We start from the raw sequence: 22,166 nt of genomic DNA, 5'->3' as shown, positions 1-22,166 counted from the left end.
GATCCATCCATGCTGAAGAATCTCTGCATCGGCGTCGCCGTGTTGATGGGGTTCCTGGCCGAGGCGAACGGCGTCTTCATGCTGGTGTCGCCCGAAGCCTGGTACTTCGCGGTGCCCGGCGTGACCACGACCGGCCCGTTCAACCAGCACTTCATCCGCGATATCGGCCTGATCTTCCTGTTCGTCGGCACCGCCTACCTGTTCGGTGCTGCGGAGCCGCGATACCGCATCATCTCATGGGCGGCCCCCACCCTATGGCTGAGCGGACACGCCCTGTTCCACTACTGGGAGGTCGCCGTCGGCATCTGCGGGCCGTCGGTGCTGATCCGCGACTTTCCGGCCGTTACGCTCCCGGCAGCGCTTGGCGTGCTCCTGACCCTCTGGGCAATCGCAGACGCCCGCTCGACCAGCCTTGTCCTGAAGGAGACCTACCGATGACCCTGCGCCTGAACATCTTCCAGGTCGGCCTTCGCTCCGTCCACAAGGTCGAGACGCCGGCCAAGGACACTGCCTGACCGGCTTCGGGGACTGCGCTGCCACCCATGGCGGCGCAGTCCTGATCACCGGGCGGTTGCCGTGTCCGCTGCCGGAATCGCCGCGACGGGCCGATCGCCTTCGAACAGCGGCCGCGACTTGCCGATCTCGCCCGCCAGATGGTCGAGGAACACCCGCACCCGGGCCGACTGGCGCAGGTCGGGATGGGTCAGCAGCCAGAGATCCGCGGCGAAATCGGGGTCGGGCGGCGCGAGCCGGACCAGCGTCGGACGGACGTCGCCGATGAAGCAGGGCAGGTGGCCGATGCCGATCCCGCTTTCGACCGCCTCCGCCAGGCCGAGGACGGTGTTGATCCTGTACACGATCCGCTCCGGGGCGACGTGCTGCCGGACGAAGCGCACCGCCTTGAGCGCCGCCAGATTGTCGCCGAGCGACACCCAGGACCGGTCGGCCAGCTCGCGCAGGGCAGGGCGCTCGGGCCGGGGGAAATCGGCTGCCCGGCCGTACAGCGCCCAGGCGATCCGGGCGACCCGCCGGCCCACCAGCGTCTCGGGCGGGCTGTCCGTGGCCCGGATCGCGACGTCGGCGTCGCGCTTGGACAGGTTCAGGGGCTCGTTGCTCAGCACGACGTCCAGCCGCATATCGGGGCATTCGCGCTGGAACCGCGCGAAGAGCGGGGTCAGCACATGGATCAGCAGGGAATCATTGGTGGTGACGCGCAGCTCGCCGGCCGGCGAGATCGTCCGGCCGGCGACCTTGCGGGTGAAGCCGGTGATGTCGCCGTCGAGGCGGGTCGCCAGCTCCACCATCTCCTCGCCGACCGGGGTCAGGACATAGCCGGAGCGATGCCGCTCGAACAGCGTCGCGCCGAGGGCCTGCTCGACCTGCCCAAGGCGGCGGAACACTGTGGAGTGGTTGAGGCCGAGCTGGGCGGCGGCACCGGGCAGGCCCCGGCCGTCGGCAATCGCCTTGATCAGGCGGAAATCATCCCAGGAGATGTCGCCGAAGGGCTCGCTCATATCCTCGATCCTGGCAAGCTGGTTCCTTTCCGTGGCGCAAGGTATATTGCCAAAATGCAGAGGCATCTTTGCGCAGATGCAAGCGTTTGACCATCGGCCCGGGACGCGATCGGTATTATCTGAAGGGCCACGGGCGGGCCAATGGGCTCGCGATCTGGAGGCACATCATGCGCAGCAGCGGCATTCATCACGTCACGGCGATCGCCGGGCCCGCCCAGCGGAACCTCGACTTCTACACGCGGGTGCTCGGGCTCCGGCTGGTGAAGAAGACGGTCAATTTCGACGATCCCGGCACCTATCACTTCTACTATGGCGACGAGGCCGGCCAGCCCGGCAGCATCCTGACCTTCTTCCCCTGGGCCCATGTCGCGCCGGGGCGCCTCGGCAGCGGCGAGACGCAGGAGACGGTGTTCCGCGTGCCGGAGGGGGCGATCGGCTACTGGGTGCAGCGCTTCGTCGAGACGGGCGTGCCGCACCAGGCCGTGGAGCAGCGTTTCGGCGAGACCGTGCTGGCCTTCAAGGACCCGGACGGCATGCGCCTGGCCCTCGTCGCGGTACCCGGAATCGGCGACGAGCCCGGCTGGGCCGGCGGCGACGTTCCCGCGGAGCATGCGATCCGCGGCTTCCACAGCGTCAGCCTGCTGCTCGAGGACACGGCCGCGACCGGCGCGGTCCTCGACGACGTGCTCGGCTTCACCGAGATCGGGCGGGAAGGGGCCGTGGTCCGCTACCGGGCGGGCGACACCGCGATCGGCGGCATCGTCGATCTGCAGGCGGCCGGCGGGGCCCTGCCCAGCCGGCCCGGCGCCGGCTCGGTGCACCACATCGCCTTCCGCGCCGCAGATGACGCGGCCCAGGCCGAGATGGTGAAGCGGCTGGCCGAGAACCACCGGCTGCTCACCACCGAGCAGAAGGACCGCGCCTATTTCCGCTCGGTCTATTTCCGGGAGCCGGGGCATGTCCTGTTCGAGATCGCGACCGACATCCCGGGCTTCGCGGTCGACGAGCCGGCGGCCACGCTCGGCCAGGCGTTGAAGCTGCCGCGCTTCCTGGAGCCGCATCGCGCCGAGATCGAGCGGGTCCTGCCGGACGTCGCCTGACCTCCACCATCTTTTGCCGGACGCCCACCGCGGCGTCCGGACCCTGTCTACGCCAGAGATCGGAGCTTGCGCGATGACCCAAGCCTTCATCCATCGGTTCGAGCCCGGCGCGGAGCCGGGTGCGCCGCCGCTGCTGCTGCTGCACGGCACCGGCGGCGACGAGGCCGACCTGCTGCCGCTGGGGCGTGCCGTCGCCCCGGGCTCGGCGCTGCTGTCGCCCCGCGGCAAGGTGCTGGAAGGCGGGATGCCGCGCTTCTTCCGCCGGCTGCGGGAGGGCGTGTTCGACGAGGAGGATGTCCGGGCCCGGGCGCATGAGCTCGCGGATTTCGTCGCCGAGGCCCGTGCGGCCTATGGCCTGCCGGCCCCGGTGGCGCTCGGCTTCTCCAACGGGGCGAACATCGCCGCCGCCGTGCTGCAGCTGCGGCCGGAGGCGCTGGCCGGGGCCATCCTGTTGCGGGCGATGGTGCCGCTTGGCGATCCTCCGCCCGTGGAACTGCGGGGCAAGCCGGTGCTGCTGCTGTCGGGCCAGCTGGACCCGATCGTGCCGGCCGACAATGCGGCGCGCCTTGCCGGGCTGCTCAGGGATAGTGGCGCCGCTGTCCGGCATCGGGTTCTGCCGTCGGGCCACGGCCTGTCGCAGGCCGATGTCGCGACCGCCAGCGCGTGGCTGCGGGAGCTTGCGACCGCCCCGGCCCATCAGCTCGGCTGAGAGCCGCCAGCCGATATCAGCGGGCTTCGACGGGCCGGGAGGCCGCCATCGCGATGCAGCCAGGTCCATAGAAGGGCCTCGCCGTCGCGATCGCGGTCGATTCCGCCCCGATGGCGGCCGGACGGGTGAGAAGATGGACGGGGGTTTCGTCGCCCGTCCCATCCGCGGCGTCGGAGGCGATCGAGACGCCCAGCACCGTGACCAGGGACAGGATGGCAAAGCCGCAGATGGTCGCAGTGACCCCCGTTGCCCTCGCGGGCGTCGGATGGTGGGTGCCGGTTCCTTGTGCGTGCCGCATGATGTGCCTCCGCTCCAGTTCCCCTAGAGGCTAAGGCCGAAGCCGCGTGCCGCCCTATTGCCCATTGGCGTCTGCGTTGCTGGGCATTGGTTGGGGTGACCTATACCTTGGTGTGGGACGAGCGGCCGCTGCCCGGGATGAAAGGCGGCGCGACGATGTCGAGACGCGTCGTCAGGCCCAGCCGGCCTCCGCCGTCATCGCCACCGGCCCGTTCTCCCGGGCGGTCCACAGCGTCAGCCCGTCGCCGGTCTCCTCCGCATGCAGGATGACGGGGTCGTCGTCGAACAGCGGCGACAGGCTGCGGAAGTCGAACCGCGCCGGCGGCGCGCCGCGGATCTCCGCCGCGAAATGCAGCAGCAGCGTCGCCTGCAGCGGCCCATGGACCACGAGCCCGGGATAACCCTCGACCTCGGTGACATAGCGGCGGTCGTAATGGATGCGGTGGCCGTTGAAGGTCAACGCGGAGTAACGGAACAGCAGGGGCGGGGATGCGTCGACCCGGCGCCGGTGCCGGCCACGCTCGGCCGGCGCGGGCACGGTCTTCGTCGCGCCGCCGTCGAGGCCGCGATAGACGAGGTCCTGCCGTTCCTGCAGCAAAGACAGGCCGGCCACCTCGATGCTGTGATCGACGGTGACGAAGCACAGCAGCCCGCTGCGGCCTTCCTTGGCCACGACGTTGCCGATGCGGGAGACGCGTCGGACGCTGTCCCCGACCCGCAGGTCGCCGTGGAAGGTCACGCTGCCGCCGGCCCACATCCGGCGCGGCAGCGGCACCGGCGGCAGGAAGCCGCCGCGCTGCGGGTGGCCGTCCGGGCCGAGCGACGCCGTCGGCGAGGCCGGCTGCGCGAGGCAGAAATGGAGCAGGCGAGGCGCGACCTCCCCGACCTGCGGCGGACCACCGGGAAGATCCAGCGTCGCCTTGAACTTGCGGACGAGATCGGCGGTGACGATGTCCTCCGCCACCTCCTCGCGGCCGATCCAGGAGCGCAGGTGATCGATGTCGAGGGTGGTCATGCGCTCGGCTCCTTCTTTCCATCTCCAACCATCAGAACAACCTCGGCAGGCCGAGCACATGCTCGGCGACATAGCTCAGGATCAGGTTGGTCGAGATCGGCGCCACAGCCCCTCGGACTTCGTCTTCACCTGGTCCAGCCGGCCCGGGTCAGGGCGTCGACGAAGGCCTCGGGATAGCCCCGCGCCTGGTCGACCTTGCAGTGGTACTCTGGCGGGAACTCCGCGCAGAGCGCCCGCACGGCGTCACGGATGTCCTGATGGTCGCCGATGGTCGTGTGCATTCCTGGTCCCTCGGCCTGAAAGGTCTCGTGGCGCGCATCCTGCTGGCAAGAGCCAACAGCGCCTCACAGCAGCTAACGGGCGAATGTCCGGCCGCTGCCCACATGCCGTGTCAGCCAATCGTCGTCCCATCCATGAAAGGAGATCGTCGATGCGCATGGCAACCACCGGTGAAACGATCGACCACGGCCGTCGCCGCTTCCTGGGCACGGTCGCGATGGGCATCGCCGCGGCGGGCGGTGCCGGCCTGCTGCCGGCCCGTCCGGCCGCTGCGGCCAACGGCGACGCCATCCGCCCGTTCCGCGTCGACATCCCCGAGGCCGACCTTGCCGAGCTGCGCCGGCGGATCGCCGCGACGCGCTGGCCCGACCAGGAAACGGACCCGTCGCAGGGCATCCCGCTGGCCAAGCTCCGGCCACTGGTCGAGCATTGGGGCACCGGCTACGACTGGCGGCGGGCGGAGGCGACGCTGAACGCCCTGCCGCAGTTCATCACCACGATCGACGGCCTCGACATCCACTTCATCCATGTCCGCTCGAAGCATCCCGGCGCCCTGCCGGTGATCATCACCCATGGCTGGCCGGGATCGGTGTTCGAGCAGCTCAGGATCGTCGGCCCGCTGACCGACCCGACCGCCCATGGCGGGACGGCCGAGGACGCCTTCGACGTGGTGATCCCGTCGATGCCGGGCTACGGCTTCTCCGGCCGGCCGGCGGACACCGGCTGGGGACCCGACCGCATCGCCCGGACCTGGGCGGTGCTGATGCAGCGCCTCGGCTACACCCGCTACGTCGCCCAGGGCGGCGACTGGGGCTCGCCGGTTTCCAGCGCCATGGCGCGGCTGGCGCCGGCGGGGCTGCTGGGCATCCACATCAACCTGCCGGCGACGGTGCCGCCGGAGATCCTCAAGGTGCTGGCCGATGGCGGTCCCGCGCCCGACGGCCTCTCCGACCAGGAGCGCGCGGCGTTCGACGCGCTCAGCACCGCCGCGAAGAGGGGCAACCGGTCCTATGCCACGATCATGGGCACCCGGCCGCAGACCATCGGCTACGGCCTGGCGGATTCCCCGGCCGGCCTGGCGGCGTTCCTGCTCGGCCATCCGGGCTTCTCGTCCTGGACCTGGGACGGCCGCGATCCCGAGAAGTCGCCGGACGAGGTGCTGGACGACATCACCCTGTACTGGCTGACCAACACCGCGACCTCGGCGGCGCGGCTGTACTGGGAGGTCGGCGGCCGCAGCGTCGTGTCCGCCGCCGCGGAGAAGACCAGCGAGATCGCGCTGCCGGTGGCGATCACCGTGTTCCCGGGGGAGACCTACCTGGCCCCGGAGAGCTGGGCCCGCCGCGCCTACCCCAACCTGGCGTATTTCCACGAGGTCGACAAAGGCGGACACTTCGCCGCCTGGGAGCAGCCGGAGCTGTTCTCCGCCGAGGTCAGGGCCGCGTTCCGGCCGTTGCGCCGGCTGCCCTGACGCGCGCCGCCCTCTCGACCCGCCAATCCTAGGAGTTCGACATGAGCAGCACCCAGAGCGAAACCGCAACCCCGGCCACACGGCCGGTCGACTTCAAGCTCGAGATCGCCGTCATCCCGGTGTCCGACGTCGATCGCGCCAAGCGTTTCTATAGCGGCCTGGGCTGGAGGCTCGACGCCGATTTCGCCCGTGACGACGGCTTCCGCGTCCTCCAGTTCACGCCGCCGGGCTCGCCGGCCTCGGTGATCTTCGGCAGGGGCGTCACCTCGGCCGCGCCCGGCTCCGCCCAGGGCCTCTACCTCGTCGTCTCCGACATCGAGGCGGCGCGCGCCGACCTGGTGGCCCGCGGCGTCGAGGTCGAGGTGTTCCACGACGCCGGCGGCGTGTTCCACCAAGCCGGCCGGACCGGCCGCCTCAGCGGCCCGGACCCGGAGCGGCGCAGCTACAGCTCCTTCGCCGCGTTCAGCGATCCGGACGGCAATGGCTGGCTGCTGCAGGAGGTCACCGCGCGGCTGCCCGGGCGCGTCGAGGGAGACACGACCTTCGGCTCGTCCCGCGATCTCGCGGCCACGCTGCGGCGCGCGGCGGCCGCGCATGGCGAGCACGAGAAGCGGAACGGCGGGCAGCACGATGCCAACTGGCCGGACTGGTACGCCGAATACATCGTCCGCGAGCAGGCCGGCCAGGAACTGCCCCTGTAGGCGGGGCAGTCGCCGGACGGAAAGGTTCAGAAGCTGACGCGCAGTCCTCCGGTGGCGGCCTGGCTGCGATAGCCGTCGGCGAAGCTGCCGTCGTAGCGCAGGAACAGGTTCACCGCCTGCGCCGCGAGGGTGACGCCGACGCCGATCCTGGCCTGGTCGCGCGGGGCGCGGGCGCCGTCCACGGTGAATTCCGCGTCCGAGCCCTCGAACCGCCCATCGAAGGACCGGTCCGTGTCGCCGACGTCATGGCTCCACGCCGCCCGCAGCGACAGGCCGAGCGGGGCGCCCAGCCCGAGATCGAAGCGGTGGGCCAGCTCCGCGCCCAGCATGCCCTGGGCCGAAGTGACGGTCCGGCCGCCGATCTCGAGATTGACGGCGCCGGCCCCGCTCTCCGTGATCTCGTCCTGCCCGACCACGATGGTCTGGAACGCGGCGAAGGGCGTGAGGTCGGTGCTGTCGCCCAGTGCGAGGCGATAGCCCGTCTCGATGCCGGACAGGAACAGGTTCGAATCCGTGTCGGCGGCGGCGAAGCGGTCGATACCGGGGAAGGAGATCGCCCGGCTCACCGTGCCCCAGCCATGGGCGTAGCCCAGCGCGCCGTCGACATACCAGGCGGCGGGCGAATAGCTGGCGTAGAGGCCGAGGGAGAGGGTGGTGAGGTCGCCGTCGCCCGACAGCTTCCGGGTGTCGAAGCTGCTGGACGACAGGGCCAGCGCGCCGCCAACGGCGAGGGCGTCGTCCAGGCGATGGTCGAAGCCGATGGCGACGCCGAGGATGTCGAAATCGAGATCATGCGTGTCGTCGTCGCCCGACAGCCGGCCGAAGCTGCCCAGCCCGGCGATCCAGGCGCCCGTCGTGCCGGGCTCGCCCGGCCCCGCGGCGGCGAACCCGCCGGCCGTCGAGCCGCCGCCGGTCCGGGACTGGCGCATCTGCTGCTGCAGCACATTCAGGAAGGTCTGGGCGCCGGCGATCTCGACCGAGGGCAGGTCCGCATAGATCTCGCCGCTCAGCTGCTGCAGCGCCGACCGCAGCGGGTCGTCGTCGCCGTAGTTCAGCAGATCGAGGCTGTTGTAGACATGGTCCATGTCGCCGAACAGCTGCGGCGGCGTGGCGTGGTCCAACGCCTCGGCGATCGCGCCGGCATTGCCGCCGCCGGCCCGTGGCGCATAGGCCAGGGCCTTGTCCCCGATCAGCTGCCGGTTGGTGTAGGCGTCGGACGGCAGGAATTGCGGGTTGGCGCAGTTCGGATCGTCGGTGCGCCCGATCAGCAGGCTTTGCGCCGTGCCGCCGCTGCCCCAGGGGCCGCCGACCGGGATCGACGGGGGATTGGCCGGGAAATTGCCCAGGATCGGCGCGCCGTTTCCGGTCAGGATGCAGGTTCCCGCCGGCACGCGGACGATGGTCAGCGAATCCGGCAGGTAGGGCAGGGCGAGCCGGTCCTTGATCTCCGCGGCCGTCATCCCGCGCACCGTGTCGGAGCCGGCGATGAAGCCGCCGACCGGCCGGGTGGTGCCTTCGGTGTAGACGCGGACATACTGTGTCTCGGCCGTGGTCCGCACCACCGCCGCCGGGGCCGAGTTCACGAAGGATTCGGTCGGCGCGGTGCTGAAGATATAGGCATTGGCGTCGGCCCCGGTCCTGACCGAGGGGACCGAGGACCCGTCCCGGCGGTAGACCAGGCCGGACACCACGTCGCCTGGGGGGAGCGGCAGCGTCTGCGCCAGCGCCGAGGCCGCGCACCCGATCGCCAGCATGCCCGAAAGAACCGCGACCGCGCGCCATCCGGCACGCCGTTTCCCTGCACCGTCCTGCATTCTCCTGGCCTCCTGTCTCTTGCTGGGTCCGTTGCCCCGATCCCCGACCGGATGCTCAGGCCGGGCGCTGACCGCGCCGCATCGCCGAAAACCGTTGGGTCTGGCCGATGAAGCCGCCCGAGGCGGTGCGCCGACCGTCCCTGCCATCGGATCGCTATGGGATGTCGAGCCAAACAGGTGATGAGAAATACTCTGATAATCGATTCGTCTCAGAGATATATCGGAGGAATTGGCGTCTGTCGAAGTTCTATTGGGTGGAATACAATAAAGCAGTTGTTTTTAATTTGTCTGAAAATGCCGATTTCAGCTTTGGGTGATGATCAGGCGCGGTCGGCCCGGCCGGCCAGATCCGCGGCCTGTGCCTTGACGCCATGCTCCAGCGCCGACGATGCGGGCGGATCCCTTCAGGCGATGCGCCTCGGCCGCGACATCGGCCGTCCGGCCGTCGGCGATGGCGGACAGGATCGCCGCGGCCGATGCCCTGGCCGCGGCGACGAAATCCGCCAGCATCGTGGCGATGGTCCGGGTGTCGTCGCCGAACAGGCCGACCAGGGCCTTCGGGTCGACGACGGCTGCCGTCTCCGCCGGAGCAGGGGTCTCGGATCCGGCCGCCGGCATCCAGCGCTGCAGCACCTCCTGCAGCCGGGCCAGCTGCACCGGCTTGCCGACATAGTCGTCCACCCCCTCGGCCCGCAGCGCGTCGGCGAAGCCGCTGTTCTCCTCGAACCATCTGGTGCAGCGACGCGTCCGGCTCGATCTCGGTGACCTCGCGGATGCCGTGGTAGCGCTCCGCCCGCCCACGATAGCCGGCGGTGCCGTGGACGAAGACGATCACGCGATGGCCGCACCGGGAGGGCTTCGGCGAGCCGACCTGTGCCAAGGGACAGGGTGTCCCATCCTTCGGTGTGCCGGACTAGCGGCCGGCACAATGGTGGAGGCCCCCCGAGATCCACCATCCTTCCTCTCGTTTCCAGGCGCTGGCCGCGACATGAGGGACGACATCCCTCGGCCGAGACGGCGCCTGGTGCCTCGATCGCGAGAGATGAACCCGCCGCGGCCGACCAGATCATCGGCACCAGCGTGTCGGTCGACGGCGGCTGGATGGCACTTAGGCAGGAGGTCGTCATGGCACAGCTCACCAAGACAAAGATGCTCGGCCTGCTGCTGTGCCTTGGCGCCGTGGTGGTCGTGACCGCGGGATGGGCCTGGGCTCGTTCGATCGGCGAGACGTCGACCGACAACGCCTATATCCGCGGGGACGTCACCTCGCTCGCCCCGAAGGTCGCGGGCTACGTCACGGCGGTCGACGTCGAGGACAACCAGGCCGTCCGGACGGGTGACGTCCTGTTCCGGATCGACGATCGGGACTACCGCGCGCGGCTGGCGCAGGCCGTGGCCAATGTCGCGGCCGCCCAGGCCCGCCTCGCCAATGTCGATGCGGAGACCCAGCATCAGCAGGCCGTCATCCGGCAGGCTGAAGCGCAAGGCCGCTCGGCCATGGCCGAGCTGAACCGCGCGACGAGGGAGGCCAACCGCCGCCGCGAACTGATCCGTGGCAGCGCCGTGAGCCAGGCCCAGGTCGATGAAAGTGACGCGGCGAAATCGAAGGCCGAGGCGGACGTGTCCGCTGCGTCGGCAACCGTGGACGCTCAGCAGCAGCAGATCGCCGTCCTTGCCACCCAGCGCGACGCTGCCGTTGCCGCCGTGGCCCAGGCGCAAGCCGCGCGCGATCTCGCCCAGATCGATCTCAACCATACCGTGGTCCGTGCGCCGGTCGACGGCGTCATCGGCAACCGCCAAGTCCGCGTCGGCCGGCTCGTCGCGCCGGGCTCAGCCTTGCTCGATATCGTGCCGGTCGACGACGTCTGGGTCGTCGCCAATTTCAAGGAAACCCAGCTCGAGCATATCCGGCCCGGTCAGCCCGTCCGCATCACCATCGACGGCTACCCGGACGAGGCGCTCGAAGGCGTGGTCGACAGCTTTGCGCCCGGCAGCGGGTCCGCCTTCAGCCTGCTCCCAACCGACAATGCGACCGGGAACTTCGTCCGCGTCGTCCAGCGCGTTCCGGTGAAGATCCGGTTCGCCGGCAATCCCTTGCCCGGCCGCCTCGTGCCCGGCCTGTCCGCGCGCGTCGAGGTCGATCTTGGACGCGGCCCGTGACCACGGCCGTCGCCACCACGCGGACCCGCGACAGATCTGCGGCAGGAGCCCTTCTTGTCGTGGGCATCGTGCTGGCCATGCTGACGGAGGCGATCGCCAGCACCGTCCTGTCGCTCGGGCGCGGTGACATCATCGGCGACACCTATGCAACGCCGGATGAGTTCGCCTGGCTGGACGTCGGATACACCGCCTTCAAGCTGATCGGGTTCATGGCCGCCTCCGCGCTGCTGAGCCGTGTCAATCCGCGCAGCCTGATCATCGGCGCGATCCTGGTCATGGGCACGGCATGCGGCATTGCCGCGATCACGGCTCGGCTAGACTTGCTGGTCGCGCTCCGAATCATCCAGGGCTTCTCCGGCGGCACTTTGCTCGTCGGGGGCCAGGCCATCATCTTCCTCGCCTATCCGCGATCCCACCAGCCGATCCTGCAGGCCCTGTTCGCGATAGGGGCCGTCGTCGCTGCCGCAACGATCGCCCCGGCCCTGCAAGGCTGGCTGCTCGACAGCCAGTCCTGGACCTGGATCTTCTTCAGCGTGGGCCCGGTGGCCCTGGCGGCTGCCGGGCTCCTGCTGATCGGGGACGGCCCATGGCCCGCCAGGACTCCGCACCGTCGGTTCGATTGGATCGGGTTCTCGCTGATCTCCGTCACGCTGTTCTGCTTCACCTACGTCCTCAGCCAGGGCAGCCGATGGGACTGGTTCGAGGAGCCCCGCATCCTGTGGCTGACGGTGATCGGTACAGCCGGCCTGCTGACATTTCTCGGCCAGCAGGTGCTGGCCGGAGGCCAGGGCCTGCTCGACTTCACCTTGTTCAGATCGGACGATTTTGCCTTCGCCTTCATCGTCAGCTTCGTCGCCGGTGCCGCCTTGTTCGGCAGCGCGTACCTGATTCCCTCCTTCGCCGTCTCGGTCCTCGCGTTCAGGCCGACCGACGCCGGCCTGCTGCTGCTGCCGAGCGGCGCGTTGTTCATCGGCTCGCTCCTGGTCGCCGCCTTCCTGATGCAGGCCCGGCACCTTCCTCCGGTCGCCACTGTGCCCTTCGGCATCCTGATGATCATGGTGGCGATGTGGATGCTGTCCGGCTCGACCAGCGAAAGCGGCGCGGACGACATGATGGCCGCCATCCTGTTGCGCGGCCTCGGCCTCGGCTTCCTGTTCCTGTCGATCACCTTGATCGCCTTCGGCCAGCTGGACAGCGGGCACCTCGTCTCCGGCATCGGCCTCTTCAATGCGGGCCGCCAACTCGGGGGCCTCATCGGAGTCGCCGGGCTCCAGACGCTGATCGACCACAACGTCGTGTCCAATGCCGCGGTCCTGGGCGCCAACATCACAGCCGGAATCCCCGCCGTCGGCGAAAGGCTGACGACGACGACCGCCATGCTCGCGGCGAGAGGGATGGACGCCGCGGCTGCCGGCCGGGCTGCCACGGCCCTGCTGGGCAGGGTCGTCACAGGCCAGTCCACCGTGATCGCCTTCGACACGGCGTTCAATGCCGTCGCCCTGCTGTTCGTGTTCGCCGCGCCCGTGCTGGTCGCCATCAAGATCGGACTCCACAAATACGCGGCCAAGCACGCTGCGCGGTCACCCGAGGCCGAGGGGCTGACGTGAGCGCCGAGGATCATCCTGTCGTCGAGGCGCCGCTGCGCGCCGGCGATCAGCCCCTCCGGCGCGGTCCGGCCGGCGGGCAGGGGCCCGAGGACCGCCGTTCGACGATCTTCGAGGCGATCTGGATGCGCTGCGGCGGCTCATAGGGCGGCCGTCCCTGCTTGATCCGTTCGATCAGCAGGCGGAAGGCGGCCGCACCCATCTCGGCGCCATGGACCCGGACGGTGGTCAGCTGCGGCGAGATCTGCGTCGCCGCCACGAAGTCGCCGAAGCCGATCACCGAGACATCCTCGGGGATGCGGTAGCCGAGCCTCAGCAGCTCCGACACCACCGTCACCGCCAGCCCGTCATGCGGGCAGAAGAAGGCGGTGGGGTGGACGCCCTCGGCCTGCAGCGCGCGCAGCGCGTCGGCGAAGCCGGTGTTCTCCTCGAACCACATCTGGTGCAGCGACGCGCCCGGCTCGACCTCGGTGACCTCGCGGATGCCGTGATAGCGCTCGATCCGCCCGCGATAGGCGGTGGCGCCGTAGACGAACGCGATCACGCGATGGCCGAGCTGCAGCAGGTACTGCCCGACCGCCTGGCCGGCCTCGTGGTCGGTGCCCGTCACCTGGTCGACCGGCTCGAGCGGGGAGATCCAGCCCATGCGCACGACCGGGATACGCATGGCCTCGACCAGCTCGATGGTCTGCCGGTCATGCGGCCCGATCAGCAGCAGCCCGGCGCTCAGCTTCGCGATCGAGGCGACATGGTCGGGGGAGTGGGTCCATTGCAGCCGCAGGGGATAGCCCAGCCGGTGCGCCTCCCGCTGCACGCCGTTCTGGACCATCATCCGCAGCTCGCTGTTGACCAGGTCCATGTCGTAGCAGACCACGCCGATGTCGCGCGGGCCGGCCTGGGCGCCGGAATAGCCGAGCGCCGCGGCGGCCTCCTCGACCCTGAGGCGCGTGGCCTCGCTGACGCCGTCCTTGCCCGAGAGCGAGCGCGACACGGCGAATTTCGACACGCCGACGCGGTCGGCGATCTGCTGCAGCGTCACCCGGCCGCCTCGTCGCTCAGCACCCATCGCCATCCGTCATCCGACAAAGATCGAACATAACGCTTTACCTAACAAATCCATACTGCAACGCTGCTGTTAGCCAAAGCAAGAGCTAATGCGTTAGCCTCACTGGCTGGGAGGAAACCATGAGGGAAGAGCTGAAGGCGGCGCTGAGCCGTCGTGCCTTTCTCGCGGCCGGCTCCGCCGCGATCGCCATCCCGGTGCTGCCGGTCCGCGCCTTCGCCGGGGATGCCAAGGAAGCCGCCGTGCTGCAGGCGCTGGTCGACAAGGGCGACCTGCCGCCGCTGAAGGACCGGCTGCCGGAGAACCCGCTGGTGGTCACGCCGGTCGACCGCGTCGGCACCCATGGCGGCGACTGGTCCCATGCGCTGGTCGGCGGCGGGTCGCTGTCGATGCTGGTCCGCTACCAGGGCTATGAGCCGCTGCTGCGCTACACGCCGGACTGGTCGGGGGTGACGCTGAACGTCGCCGAGGATTTCCAGGCCAGCCCGGATGCCAGGGAGTTCACGGTCCGGCTGCGCAAGGGGATGAAATGGTCGGACGGCCACCCCTTCACCACCGAGGACATCCGCTTCTGGTACGAGGACATCCTGCTGAACAAGGAGGTCGCCTTCATCGGCCAGGACCACTGGAAGTCCGGCGGCAAGCCGGCCCGGCTGGAGGTGGTGGACGCGCAGACCTTCAAGGTGATCTTCGACCGGCCGAGCGGCCTGTTCCCACTGCAGATCGCCTGGGCCAATTCCGACCAGACCTGCAAGGCGCCGAAGCACTACCTGCAGCAGTTCCACCTCAAGCACAACCCGCAGGCCAATGAGCTGGCGAAGTCCCGCGGCTTCGAGAGCTGGATCCCGCTGTTCCAGTTCGAGGCCGGCTTCGCCAGCGACAACGACTATTTCCAGAACTCGAAGCGCCCGACCCTCACGGCCTGGAAGCTGACGGTCGCGCCGGGGGAAAGCACCGAGCGGGCAATCGCCGAGCGCAACCCGTATTACTGGAAGGTCGACACCGCCGGGCAGCAGCTGCCCTATTTCGACCGCATCGTCTACCAGATGGTGGCCGACCCGCAGGTCCTGCTGCTGAAGGTGCTGCAGGGCGAGATCGACATGATGGACCAGTACATCGCCACGCCGGCCAACAAGGCGGTGCTGTTCGACGGCCGGGAGAAGGGCGGCTACGGCTTCTACACGCTGACCTCGACCGAGGCCAACGAGATGGTCTTCATGCTCAACCTCAACCATCCGGACGAGGTCAAGCGCGCCCTGTTCCAGAACAAGGATTTCCGGGCGGCGCTGTCGATGGCGCTGGACCGGCAGGCACTGATCGACACCGTCTTCATCGGCCAGGGCGCGCCGGCCCAGCCCTCGATCGAGAAGGGCGACCCGCTCTATGTCGAGCGGCTGGCGACGCAGTACACGGCCTATGATCCGGACGGCGCCAATGCGGCGCTGGACAAGATCCTCCCCGACAAGGACGGCGACGGCTATCGCCTCGACAGCCAGGGCCGGCGGGTGTCGATCATCTTCGAGATCGACCAGTCGCGGACCACCTTCCTCGACATCTTCCAGCTTGCCATCCCGATGTTCCAGGCGGTCGGCATCGACGTGCAGATGAAGCCGATGGACCGGTCGCTGTGGGAGACGCGGGTGCGGCAGGGGCGGGAATTCGACGGCACCGCCCACAAATTCGGCGGCAATTCCGGCATCCCGGCGATGCTCGACCCCCGCTACTTCCTGCCCTACACGACCGAATCCTTCTACGCCAAGGGCTGGCAGCTCTGGTACCGCGACCGCACCAACCCGGACGCGATCGAGCCGCCGGAGGTCACCAAGAAGCAGTTCGAGCTCTACGACCAGCTCAAGGCCACGGCCGACCCCGCCAAGCAGAACGAGCTGATGCGGCAGGTGCTCGAGCTCTGCGCCGACGCCTTCTACACCTTCGGCGTGACCCTGCCGGCCGACGGCTACGGCGTCGTCCGCAACGCCATGGTGAACGTCACGAAGACCATGCCGAACTCCTTCGGCTGGCCGACGCCCGGCCCGACCCGGCCGGAGCAGTACTTCAAGGCCTGATCCCGACTCCCGCCCTGCCACGACCGAGCCGATGGACACGATGCCCGACACCTCGCAGCCGACCGCGCTCCGCACGCCCGACTGGTACCGGACCGCCACCCGCTGGACCCAGCTGACCCTGGCCGAGGACGACCCGGTCCGGTTCGACCCGGAGGTCTGGATCGACCTGTTCCGCCGCACCCTGTCGAACGCCACCTGCCTCTCGGCCGGCGGCTACATCGCCTATTACCCGAGCCAGGTGCCGCTGCACTATGTCAGCCGCTTCATCGGCGAGACCGATCCGTTCGGCACGCTGGTCGCCGGCGCCCGGTCGCTCGGCATGCATGTCATGGCCCGGGTCGACCCGCATGCCATCCACCAGGACGCGGCCGACGCCCATCCGGAATGGATCGCGGTCGACAAGGAGGGCCGCCCGCGGCGGCACTGGGCCTATCCCGATGTCTGGGTGACCTGCGCCTATGGCGACTACAACAGCAGGTTCATGCCCCAGGTGGTCGAGGAGATCACCCGCAACTACGACATCGACGCGATCTTCGCCAATCGCTGGCAGGGCCACGGCGTCTGTTACTGCGACAGCTGCCGCACCCGGTTCAAGGCGGACTCGGGCCACGACCTGCCGCTGCAGCCGGACGCCAACGACCCGGTCTGGCAGGCCTGGGCGGCCTGGCGCCGCAAGGTGCTGACCGCCGTGGTGGCGCAGTGGGACGACGCGGTGAAGGCGATCCGGCCGCATGCCAGCTTCATCCCGAACATGAGCGGCTCCTCGCTGATGGAGTTCGACCTGTCGGTGATCCAGAAGCACTGCCCGTTCCTGGTGGTCGACCATCAGGGCCGGCGCGGGGTCGAGGTCGGCTGGTCGGCCGGGCGCAACGGCAAGCGCATCCGCGCCACCTTCCCGGACCGCCCGGTGCAGATGATCACCTCGATCGGGCCGGAGGAGGAGTATCGCTGGAAGGACGCCGTGACCTCGGGCGAGGAGATCGTGCTGTGGATCAATGACGGCGCCGCGCACGGCATCCATCCCTGGTTCACCAAGTTCAACGGCGTCGTCTCCGACATCCGCTGGGTCGAGCCGGTGGCGGATGCCTTCGCGGTCCATGCCGCGCTGGAGCCGGTGCTGGCGCCGATGCGGCCGGCGGCGGAGATCGCGGTGATCGACCCGTCGACCACGCTGCGGCACTGGGCGCCGGAGAAGCGCCACGAGGCCGAGCGCCACGACCTCGGCTTCTACCACGCGCTGGTCGAGGCCCGGCTGCCCTTCGAGCTGCTGTCCGACCAGGTGATGACGGCCGAGGCGCTCGACCGGTTCAAGCTGCTGGTCCTCGCCAACGTCTCCTGCCTGTCCGACGCGCAATGCGAGGCGATCCGCGCCTATGTCGGGCGCGGCGGCAGCATCGTCGCCGCCTATGAGACCTCGCTGCGGACTGAGACCGGCGCGATGCGGCCGGAGTTCGGCCTGGCCGACGTGCTGGGCGTGACGCTGCAATCCGGCCCGCGCGGCATCGTCAAGAACGGCTATGTCGCCCTCAACGGCCGGCACCCGGTCAATGCCGGCTATGACGGCGCCGCGCGCATCATCGGCGGCACAAGGCTGATCCATGTCGCACCGGCTGACGGTGCCGAACAGCCCTTCCTCTACGTCCCGGACTTCCCGGACCTGCCGATGGAGGAGGTCTATCCCCGCGAGGCGCCGCAGGGCGCCGCCGTGGTGGCGCGCGAGACCGGGTCGGGCGGCCGGTCGGTCTACATCCCCTGGAACATCGGCGAGATCTTCTGGGAGGTGCTGGCACCCGACCATTCCCGGCTGATCGGCAACGCTGTGCGCTGGGCCCTGGGCGCGGCGCCGCAGGTCACCATCGACGGCCCCGGCGTGGTCGATCTCGCCCTGCGCGAGGACGCCTCCGGCCTGGCGCTGACCATCGTCAACCTGACCAACCCGATGATGCTGAAGGGGCCGGTGCGCGAGGTGCTGCCGCTGGGCCCGCAGCGCGTCTCGATCGCCATGCCGCCGGGCCGGTCGGTGGCCAGGGCGGCGCTGCTGGTCGCCGGACGTCAGGTGCCGGCGACGCCGCAGGACGGCCGGGTCGTGATCGAGGTGCCGTCGATCGACCGGCTGGAGGTCGTCCATGTGACGTGGAGATGACCTCGTAGATTGGGTTCGCGACCGCGAACCCAGCAGCGTGACGCCGGAGTCCTGTTGGGTTCGCCCATCGGCGAACCCAACCTACGCCTCAAGGAAGGCGCCGACGGAGGAGACGGATGCTCGGCTACATCCTCAAGCGCATACTCGCCATGGTGCCGACGCTGTTCGGCATGTCGCTGATCTCGTTCCTGATCATCCAGCTGCCGCCGGGCGACTACCTGACCTCGCTCCTGTCCTCCTGGTCCGACAACGGCCAGCCGATCGACCCGGCGCAGATCGAGCGGCTGCGGGCGCAATACGGCTTCGACCAGCCCTTCTACGTCCAGTACTGGAAATGGATGTCCGGCATCCTGTTCCGCGGCGATTTCGGCTATTCCTTCGACTGGAACCAGCCGGTCGCCGGGCTGATCTGGGACCGCATGGGGTCGACCCTGGCGATCTCGGTGCTGAGCCTGGTCTTCGTCTGGGCGGTGTCGCTGCCGATCGGGATCTATTCCGCGGTCCGCCGGCATTCGGTGGGCGACCACGTCTTCACCTTCCTCGGCTTCCTCGGCCTGGCGATCCCGAACTTCATCTTCGCCCTGACGCTGATGTATCTCTGCTACCGCTATCTCGGGCAGAGCGTCGGCGGCCTGTATTCGCCGGAATACGCCGACGCGCCGTGGAGCTGGGGCAAGGCCTGGGACCTGCTGGCCCATCTCTGGATCCCGGTCGTGGTCATCGGCACCTCCGGGACCGCGGCGCTGATCCGCATCCTGCGCGCCAACCTGACCGACGAGCTGAACAAGCCCTATGTCGTCACCGCCCGGGCCAAGGGCCTGCCGGAGCACCGGCTGGTGCTGCGCTACCCGGTGCGGATCGCGCTGAACCCGTTCATCTCGGCAATCGGCTGGGTGCTGCCGCACCTGGTCTCGGGCGTCACCATCACCGCGATCGTGCTGAACCTGCCGACCGCAGGGCCGCTGCTGCTGCGGGCGCTGGTGTCGCAGGACATGTATCTGGCCGGCAGCTTCATCCTGCTGCTCAGCGCGCTCACCCTGGTCGGCATGCTGGTCTCCGATCTGCTGCTGGCGCTGCTCGACCCCCGCATCCGGTTCAACTGAGGGCCGCGCCATGACCATGCAGGACCTGGCCCGGACGGAGCTGGACACCGAAGGCCCGGCGATCAGCCCGCTCAAGCCCGGCCGCGGCGCCGCGACGGCGGCGGCGGTCGGCCCCTGGCGGCTGATGCTGGGCAAGCTGCTGCGCCAGAAGGTGGCGATGGCGGCGGCTGTCGTGGTGCTGCTGCTCTACCTCGTCGGCGCCTTCGCCGAATTCCTCGCCCCCTCCAGCCCGGACCTCTCACGGCCGCAATACACCTACGCTCCGCCGCAGGGCCTCAGCCTGTTCGTGGACACGCCGGATGGCGGCTGGGAGTTCAAGCTGCACGTCAAGGGCCACAAGATCGAGATCGACCCGCAGGCGCTGCGCCGCACCTTCGTGGTCGACGACAGCAAGGTCGTGCCGGTCGGCTTCTTCGTCAAAGGCCGGCCCTACAAGCTGTGGGGGCTGATCCCGCTCGACCGGCACCTGATCGGGCCGCTCAACCCGAACGACCCGATGTACCTGCTGGGTGCCGACCGGCTCGGCCGCGACCTGTTTTCGCGGCTGGTCCATGGCACCCGAATCTCGATGTCGATCGGCCTGGTCGGCGTCGCGCTCTCGCTGATCCTCGGCGTCACGCTGGGCGCGGTCTCCGGCTTCTACGGCGGCTGGGTCGACATGCTGATCCAGCGGTTGATCGAGGTGGTCAGCGCCATGCCGACCATCCCGCTCTGGCTCGGCCTGGCCGCCGCGATCCCGCTCAGCTGGTCGCCGCTGCAGGTTTACTTCGTCATCACCGTGATCGTGTCGCTGCTCGGCTGGACCGGGCTGGCGCGCGAGGTGCGCGGCCGGTTCCTGGCCCTGCGCGGCGAGGATTTCGTCACCGCCGCCCGGCTCGATGGGTCGGGCGAGCGGCGGCTGATCTTCCGCCACATCCTGCCGTCGCTGACCAGCCACATCCTGGCCGTGGTCACCCTCGCCGTGCCGACCATGATCGTGGCCGAGACCTCGCTGTCCTTCCTCGGCATCGGGCTGAAGCCGCCGGTGGTCAGCTGGGGCGTGCTGCTGCAGGACGCGCAGAGCATCCGCACCGTCGCGACCGCCCCCTGGCTCCTGTTCTGGCCCGGCCTCGCGGTCGTGGTCGCCGTCCTCGCCTTCAACTTCTTCGGCGACGGGCTGCGCGACGCCGCCGACCCGTATGAGAGCTGAGGCGATGGACGCACCCCACGACGTGGCGCTGTCGGTCCGCGACCTGTCGCTCGACTTCCACCTGCGCACCCACATCCTGCACGCGGTCCGCAATGTCAGCTTCGACCTCCGCCGCGGCCGGACGCTGTGCCTGGTGGGCGAGAGCGGCTCGGGCAAGAGCGTCACCGCCCGCGCCCTGCTGCGCATCGTCGACAGGGCGGGCCGGATCATCGGCGGCCGCATCCTGCTGCGGACCGAGGGGCGCGAGATCGACGTGGCGGCGCTGGACCCGCGCGGCCGCGACATCCGGGCCATCCGCGGCCGCCGCATCGGCCTGATCTTCCAGGAGCCGATGAGCTCGCTGTCGCCGGTGCACAGCATCGGCTCGCAGATCGTCGAGGCGATCCGCCTGCACACGGCGCTGGACCGGCGCCAGGCCAGGCAGCGGGCGATCGAGCTGCTGCGCCAGGTCGAGATCCCGGACCCGGAGCGGATGGCGGACCGCTACACCTTCGAGTTCTCCGGCGGCATGCGGCAGCGGGCGATGATCGCCATGGCGCTGGCCTGCGACCCGGACATCCTGATCGCCGACGAGCCGACCACGGCGCTGGACGTCACCACCCAGGCCGAGATCCTCGACCTGATCAAGCGGCTGCAGGTCGACCGTGGCATGGCCATGCTGCTGATCACCCACGACATCGGCGTGGTGGCCGAGGTCGCCGACGACGTGGCGGTGATGCGCTTCGGCCGGATCGTCGAGCAGGGCCCGGTCGACGACATCTTCCACCGGCCGCAGCACCCCTACACCCGCCGCCTGCTGGCCTCGACCGCGAAGCTCGAGGCGGGCGGGGCGAGGCGGGCAGGGGCCGCGGCCGCGGAGGCGCCGATCCTGTCCGTCCGCGGCCTGGGCAAGGTCTATGGCGACGCCCGCCGCTGGCTTCCCGGCAGCGGCCGCTATGCCCTGCACGCCGTCGACGACGCCAGCTTCGACCTCCATCCCGGCGAAAGCCTCGGCATCGTCGGCGAGAGCGGCTCCGGCAAGACCACGCTCGGCCGCCTGGTGCTGCGCATCGTCGAGCCGACCGCGGGCACCGTCACCTATCGCGACCGCGAGGGGCGGGAGGTCGAGGTGACGGGCCTGGGCAAGCGCGAGCTGCGCCGCTTCCACCGCGAGGTCCGGCTGGTGTTCCAGGACCCGTTCTCCTCGCTCAACCCGCGGATGACGGTGAAGGACATCATCGGCGACCCGTTGAAGGTCAACGGCCTGGCGCAGGGCCAGGCGCTGGAGGCGAAGGTTGTCGAACTGATGGCGCTGGTCGGGCTCGACCCGCAGGCGATGGAGCGGCACCCGCACGCCTTCTCCGGCGGCCAGCGCCAGCGCATCGGCATCGCCCGGGCCTTGGCGCTCGACCCGCGCGTCATCATCGCCGACGAGGCGACCTCGGCCCTCGACGTGTCGATCCGCAGCCAGATCCTCGACCTGCTGCTGGAGCTGCGGGCCCGGCTGGGCCTCAGCTTCCTGTTCGTCTCGCACGACATCTCGGTGGTCCGGTACTTCTGCGACCGGGTGATCGTCATGCACAAGGGCCGGATCGTGGAGACCGGCGACGCCGAGCAGATCTGCACCCGCCCGCGCGAGCCCTACACCCAGCGCCTGATCTCCGCCGTGCCGAGCCCCGATCCGCGCCGCAAGCGCATGCTGCACCGCCTGCGCGCCGGTGGACCGGCCGAGCCGCCGCCCGTCGCCGCGAGAAGCGGTGCCGGCGGCTGACCGCGGGCGGAGCCGATGGGTCAGATCACGCTGGCCGCACCGGGCGTAGCCTCTCCTCCCCGGGCTTGACCGGGGAGGAGAGGCCTTTCCGAATAGCTGAGCCGCTCCTCTTTTAGTCCCCCCTCCCCTTGCGGGAGGGGGGCAGGGGAGGGGTGTGGGGGCGCGCCCCCCCCCCCAGGGGAAAAAAC

General features: G+C 69.6%; 19 protein-coding genes. 12 read left to right on the top strand and 7 right to left on the bottom strand.

Annotated elements, in window-relative coordinates; all coding sequences use genetic code 11:
* Nucleotides 1-9 precede the first annotated feature (9 nt).
* Nucleotides 10-438 carry a hypothetical protein gene (locus AAHM41_RS07515; protein WP_342235906.1) on the top strand — a complete coding sequence of 143 codons (429 nt, stop codon included), beginning with the start codon at nucleotides 10-12 and terminating at the stop codon, nucleotides 436-438.
* 122 nt (nucleotides 439-560) lie between these two features.
* Here the strand turns inward: AAHM41_RS07515 and AAHM41_RS07510 are convergent, their stop codons facing one another.
* The gene (locus AAHM41_RS07510; RefSeq protein WP_342235905.1) at nucleotides 561-1,514 is read right to left on the bottom strand and encodes a LysR family transcriptional regulator; all 954 of its coding nucleotides are present in this window, start codon (nucleotides 1,512-1,514) and stop codon (nucleotides 561-563) included.
* Between the two features lie 167 nt (nucleotides 1,515-1,681).
* Here AAHM41_RS07510 and AAHM41_RS07505 point away from each other — a divergent pair, with 167 nt between their 5' ends.
* Together AAHM41_RS07505 and AAHM41_RS07500 are read left to right on the top strand one after the other, a co-directional pair.
* Nucleotides 1,682-2,614, top strand: coding sequence for a ring-cleaving dioxygenase (locus tag AAHM41_RS07505; protein ID WP_342235904.1), 933 nt, complete (start codon nucleotides 1,682-1,684; stop codon nucleotides 2,612-2,614).
* A gap of 73 nt (nucleotides 2,615-2,687) precedes the next feature.
* Complete coding sequence (locus AAHM41_RS07500) at nucleotides 2,688-3,323, top strand: alpha/beta hydrolase (RefSeq protein ID WP_342235903.1); 636 nt, start codon at nucleotides 2,688-2,690, stop codon at nucleotides 3,321-3,323.
* 16 nt (nucleotides 3,324-3,339) lie between these two features.
* Here AAHM41_RS07500 and AAHM41_RS07495 read toward each other — a convergent pair whose 3' ends face one another.
* The 3 genes from AAHM41_RS07495 to AAHM41_RS07485 all read right to left on the bottom strand — a co-directional run bounded on the left by AAHM41_RS07495 (nucleotide 3,340) and on the right by AAHM41_RS07485 (nucleotide 4,916).
* Nucleotides 3,340-3,621 (bottom strand): hypothetical protein, encoded by a 282-nt coding sequence (locus AAHM41_RS07495; RefSeq protein WP_342235902.1) that lies wholly within the window; start codon nucleotides 3,619-3,621, stop codon nucleotides 3,340-3,342.
* 171 nt (nucleotides 3,622-3,792) lie between these two features.
* The gene (locus AAHM41_RS07490; RefSeq protein ID WP_342235901.1) at nucleotides 3,793-4,635 is read right to left on the bottom strand and encodes an FAS1-like dehydratase domain-containing protein; all 843 of its coding nucleotides are present in this window, start codon (nucleotides 4,633-4,635) and stop codon (nucleotides 3,793-3,795) included.
* A gap of 125 nt (nucleotides 4,636-4,760) precedes the next feature.
* The gene (locus AAHM41_RS07485; RefSeq protein WP_342235900.1) at nucleotides 4,761-4,916 is read right to left on the bottom strand and encodes a hypothetical protein; all 156 of its coding nucleotides are present in this window, start codon (nucleotides 4,914-4,916) and stop codon (nucleotides 4,761-4,763) included.
* 149 nt (nucleotides 4,917-5,065) lie between these two features.
* On the opposite strand from AAHM41_RS07485, the gene AAHM41_RS07480 reads away from it, so the two are divergent.
* Together AAHM41_RS07480 and AAHM41_RS07475 are read left to right on the top strand one after the other, a co-directional pair.
* Nucleotides 5,066-6,385 carry an epoxide hydrolase family protein gene (locus tag AAHM41_RS07480; protein ID WP_342235899.1) on the top strand — a complete coding sequence of 440 codons (1,320 nt, stop codon included), beginning with the start codon at nucleotides 5,066-5,068 and terminating at the stop codon, nucleotides 6,383-6,385.
* A gap of 41 nt (nucleotides 6,386-6,426) precedes the next feature.
* Nucleotides 6,427-7,086 carry a VOC family protein gene (locus tag AAHM41_RS07475; RefSeq protein ID WP_342235898.1) on the top strand — a complete coding sequence of 220 codons (660 nt, stop codon included), beginning with the start codon at nucleotides 6,427-6,429 and terminating at the stop codon, nucleotides 7,084-7,086.
* A gap of 26 nt (nucleotides 7,087-7,112) precedes the next feature.
* Here the strand turns inward: AAHM41_RS07475 and AAHM41_RS07470 are convergent, their stop codons facing one another.
* Both AAHM41_RS07470 and AAHM41_RS07465 read right to left on the bottom strand, forming a co-directional pair.
* A complete protein-coding gene (locus AAHM41_RS07470; RefSeq protein WP_342235897.1) occupies nucleotides 7,113-8,900 on the bottom strand; it encodes an autotransporter outer membrane beta-barrel domain-containing protein in 1,788 nt (595 codons plus the stop codon).
* Between the two features lie 303 nt (nucleotides 8,901-9,203).
* Nucleotides 9,204-9,581 (bottom strand): Hpt domain-containing protein, encoded by a 378-nt coding sequence (locus tag AAHM41_RS07465; RefSeq protein ID WP_342235896.1) that lies wholly within the window; start codon nucleotides 9,579-9,581, stop codon nucleotides 9,204-9,206.
* A 444-nt stretch (nucleotides 9,582-10,025) separates the two neighbouring features.
* Here AAHM41_RS07465 and AAHM41_RS07460 point away from each other — a divergent pair, with 444 nt between their 5' ends.
* Nucleotides 10,026-11,060, top strand: coding sequence for an HlyD family secretion protein (locus AAHM41_RS07460; RefSeq protein ID WP_342235895.1), 1,035 nt, complete (start codon nucleotides 10,026-10,028; stop codon nucleotides 11,058-11,060).
* Nucleotides 11,057-12,667: an MFS transporter gene (locus AAHM41_RS07455; RefSeq protein ID WP_342235894.1), complete on the top strand. Its 1,611-nt coding sequence runs from the start codon at nucleotides 11,057-11,059 to the stop codon at nucleotides 12,665-12,667. Before AAHM41_RS07460 ends, AAHM41_RS07455 begins: the two co-directional genes overlap by 4 nt.
* A 46-nt stretch (nucleotides 12,668-12,713) precedes the next feature.
* Here AAHM41_RS07455 and AAHM41_RS07450 read toward each other — a convergent pair whose 3' ends face one another.
* Nucleotides 12,714-13,736, bottom strand: coding sequence for a LacI family DNA-binding transcriptional regulator (locus AAHM41_RS07450; protein ID WP_342235893.1), 1,023 nt, complete (start codon nucleotides 13,734-13,736; stop codon nucleotides 12,714-12,716).
* A 113-nt stretch (nucleotides 13,737-13,849) separates the two neighbouring features.
* Between AAHM41_RS07450 and AAHM41_RS07445 the strand changes: the two genes are divergently transcribed.
* The 5 genes from AAHM41_RS07445 to AAHM41_RS07425 all read left to right on the top strand — a co-directional run bounded on the left by AAHM41_RS07445 (nucleotide 13,850) and on the right by AAHM41_RS07425 (nucleotide 21,978).
* On the top strand, nucleotides 13,850-15,793 hold the full coding sequence (locus tag AAHM41_RS07445) for an ABC transporter substrate-binding protein (RefSeq protein ID WP_342235892.1): 1,944 nt from the start codon (nucleotides 13,850-13,852) through the stop codon (nucleotides 15,791-15,793).
* A gap of 31 nt (nucleotides 15,794-15,824) precedes the next feature.
* Nucleotides 15,825-17,936 carry an alpha-amylase family protein gene (locus AAHM41_RS07440; RefSeq protein WP_342235891.1) on the top strand — a complete coding sequence of 704 codons (2,112 nt, stop codon included), beginning with the start codon at nucleotides 15,825-15,827 and terminating at the stop codon, nucleotides 17,934-17,936.
* A 116-nt stretch (nucleotides 17,937-18,052) separates the two neighbouring features.
* A complete protein-coding gene (locus AAHM41_RS07435) occupies nucleotides 18,053-19,039 on the top strand; it encodes an ABC transporter permease (protein ID WP_342235890.1) in 987 nt (328 codons plus the stop codon).
* 10 nt (nucleotides 19,040-19,049) lie between these two features.
* Nucleotides 19,050-20,228 carry an ABC transporter permease gene (locus AAHM41_RS07430; RefSeq protein ID WP_342235889.1) on the top strand — a complete coding sequence of 393 codons (1,179 nt, stop codon included), beginning with the start codon at nucleotides 19,050-19,052 and terminating at the stop codon, nucleotides 20,226-20,228.
* 4 nt (nucleotides 20,229-20,232) lie between these two features.
* On the top strand, nucleotides 20,233-21,978 hold the full coding sequence (locus AAHM41_RS07425) for an ABC transporter ATP-binding protein (RefSeq protein ID WP_342235888.1): 1,746 nt from the start codon (nucleotides 20,233-20,235) through the stop codon (nucleotides 21,976-21,978).
* Nucleotides 21,979-22,166 lie beyond the last annotated feature (188 nt).

The organism is Inquilinus sp. OTU3971 (genome assembly GCF_038440215.1).
Note: the sequence above shows the minus strand (reverse complement) of the source record. Positions and strands in the feature narration are given on the sequence as shown.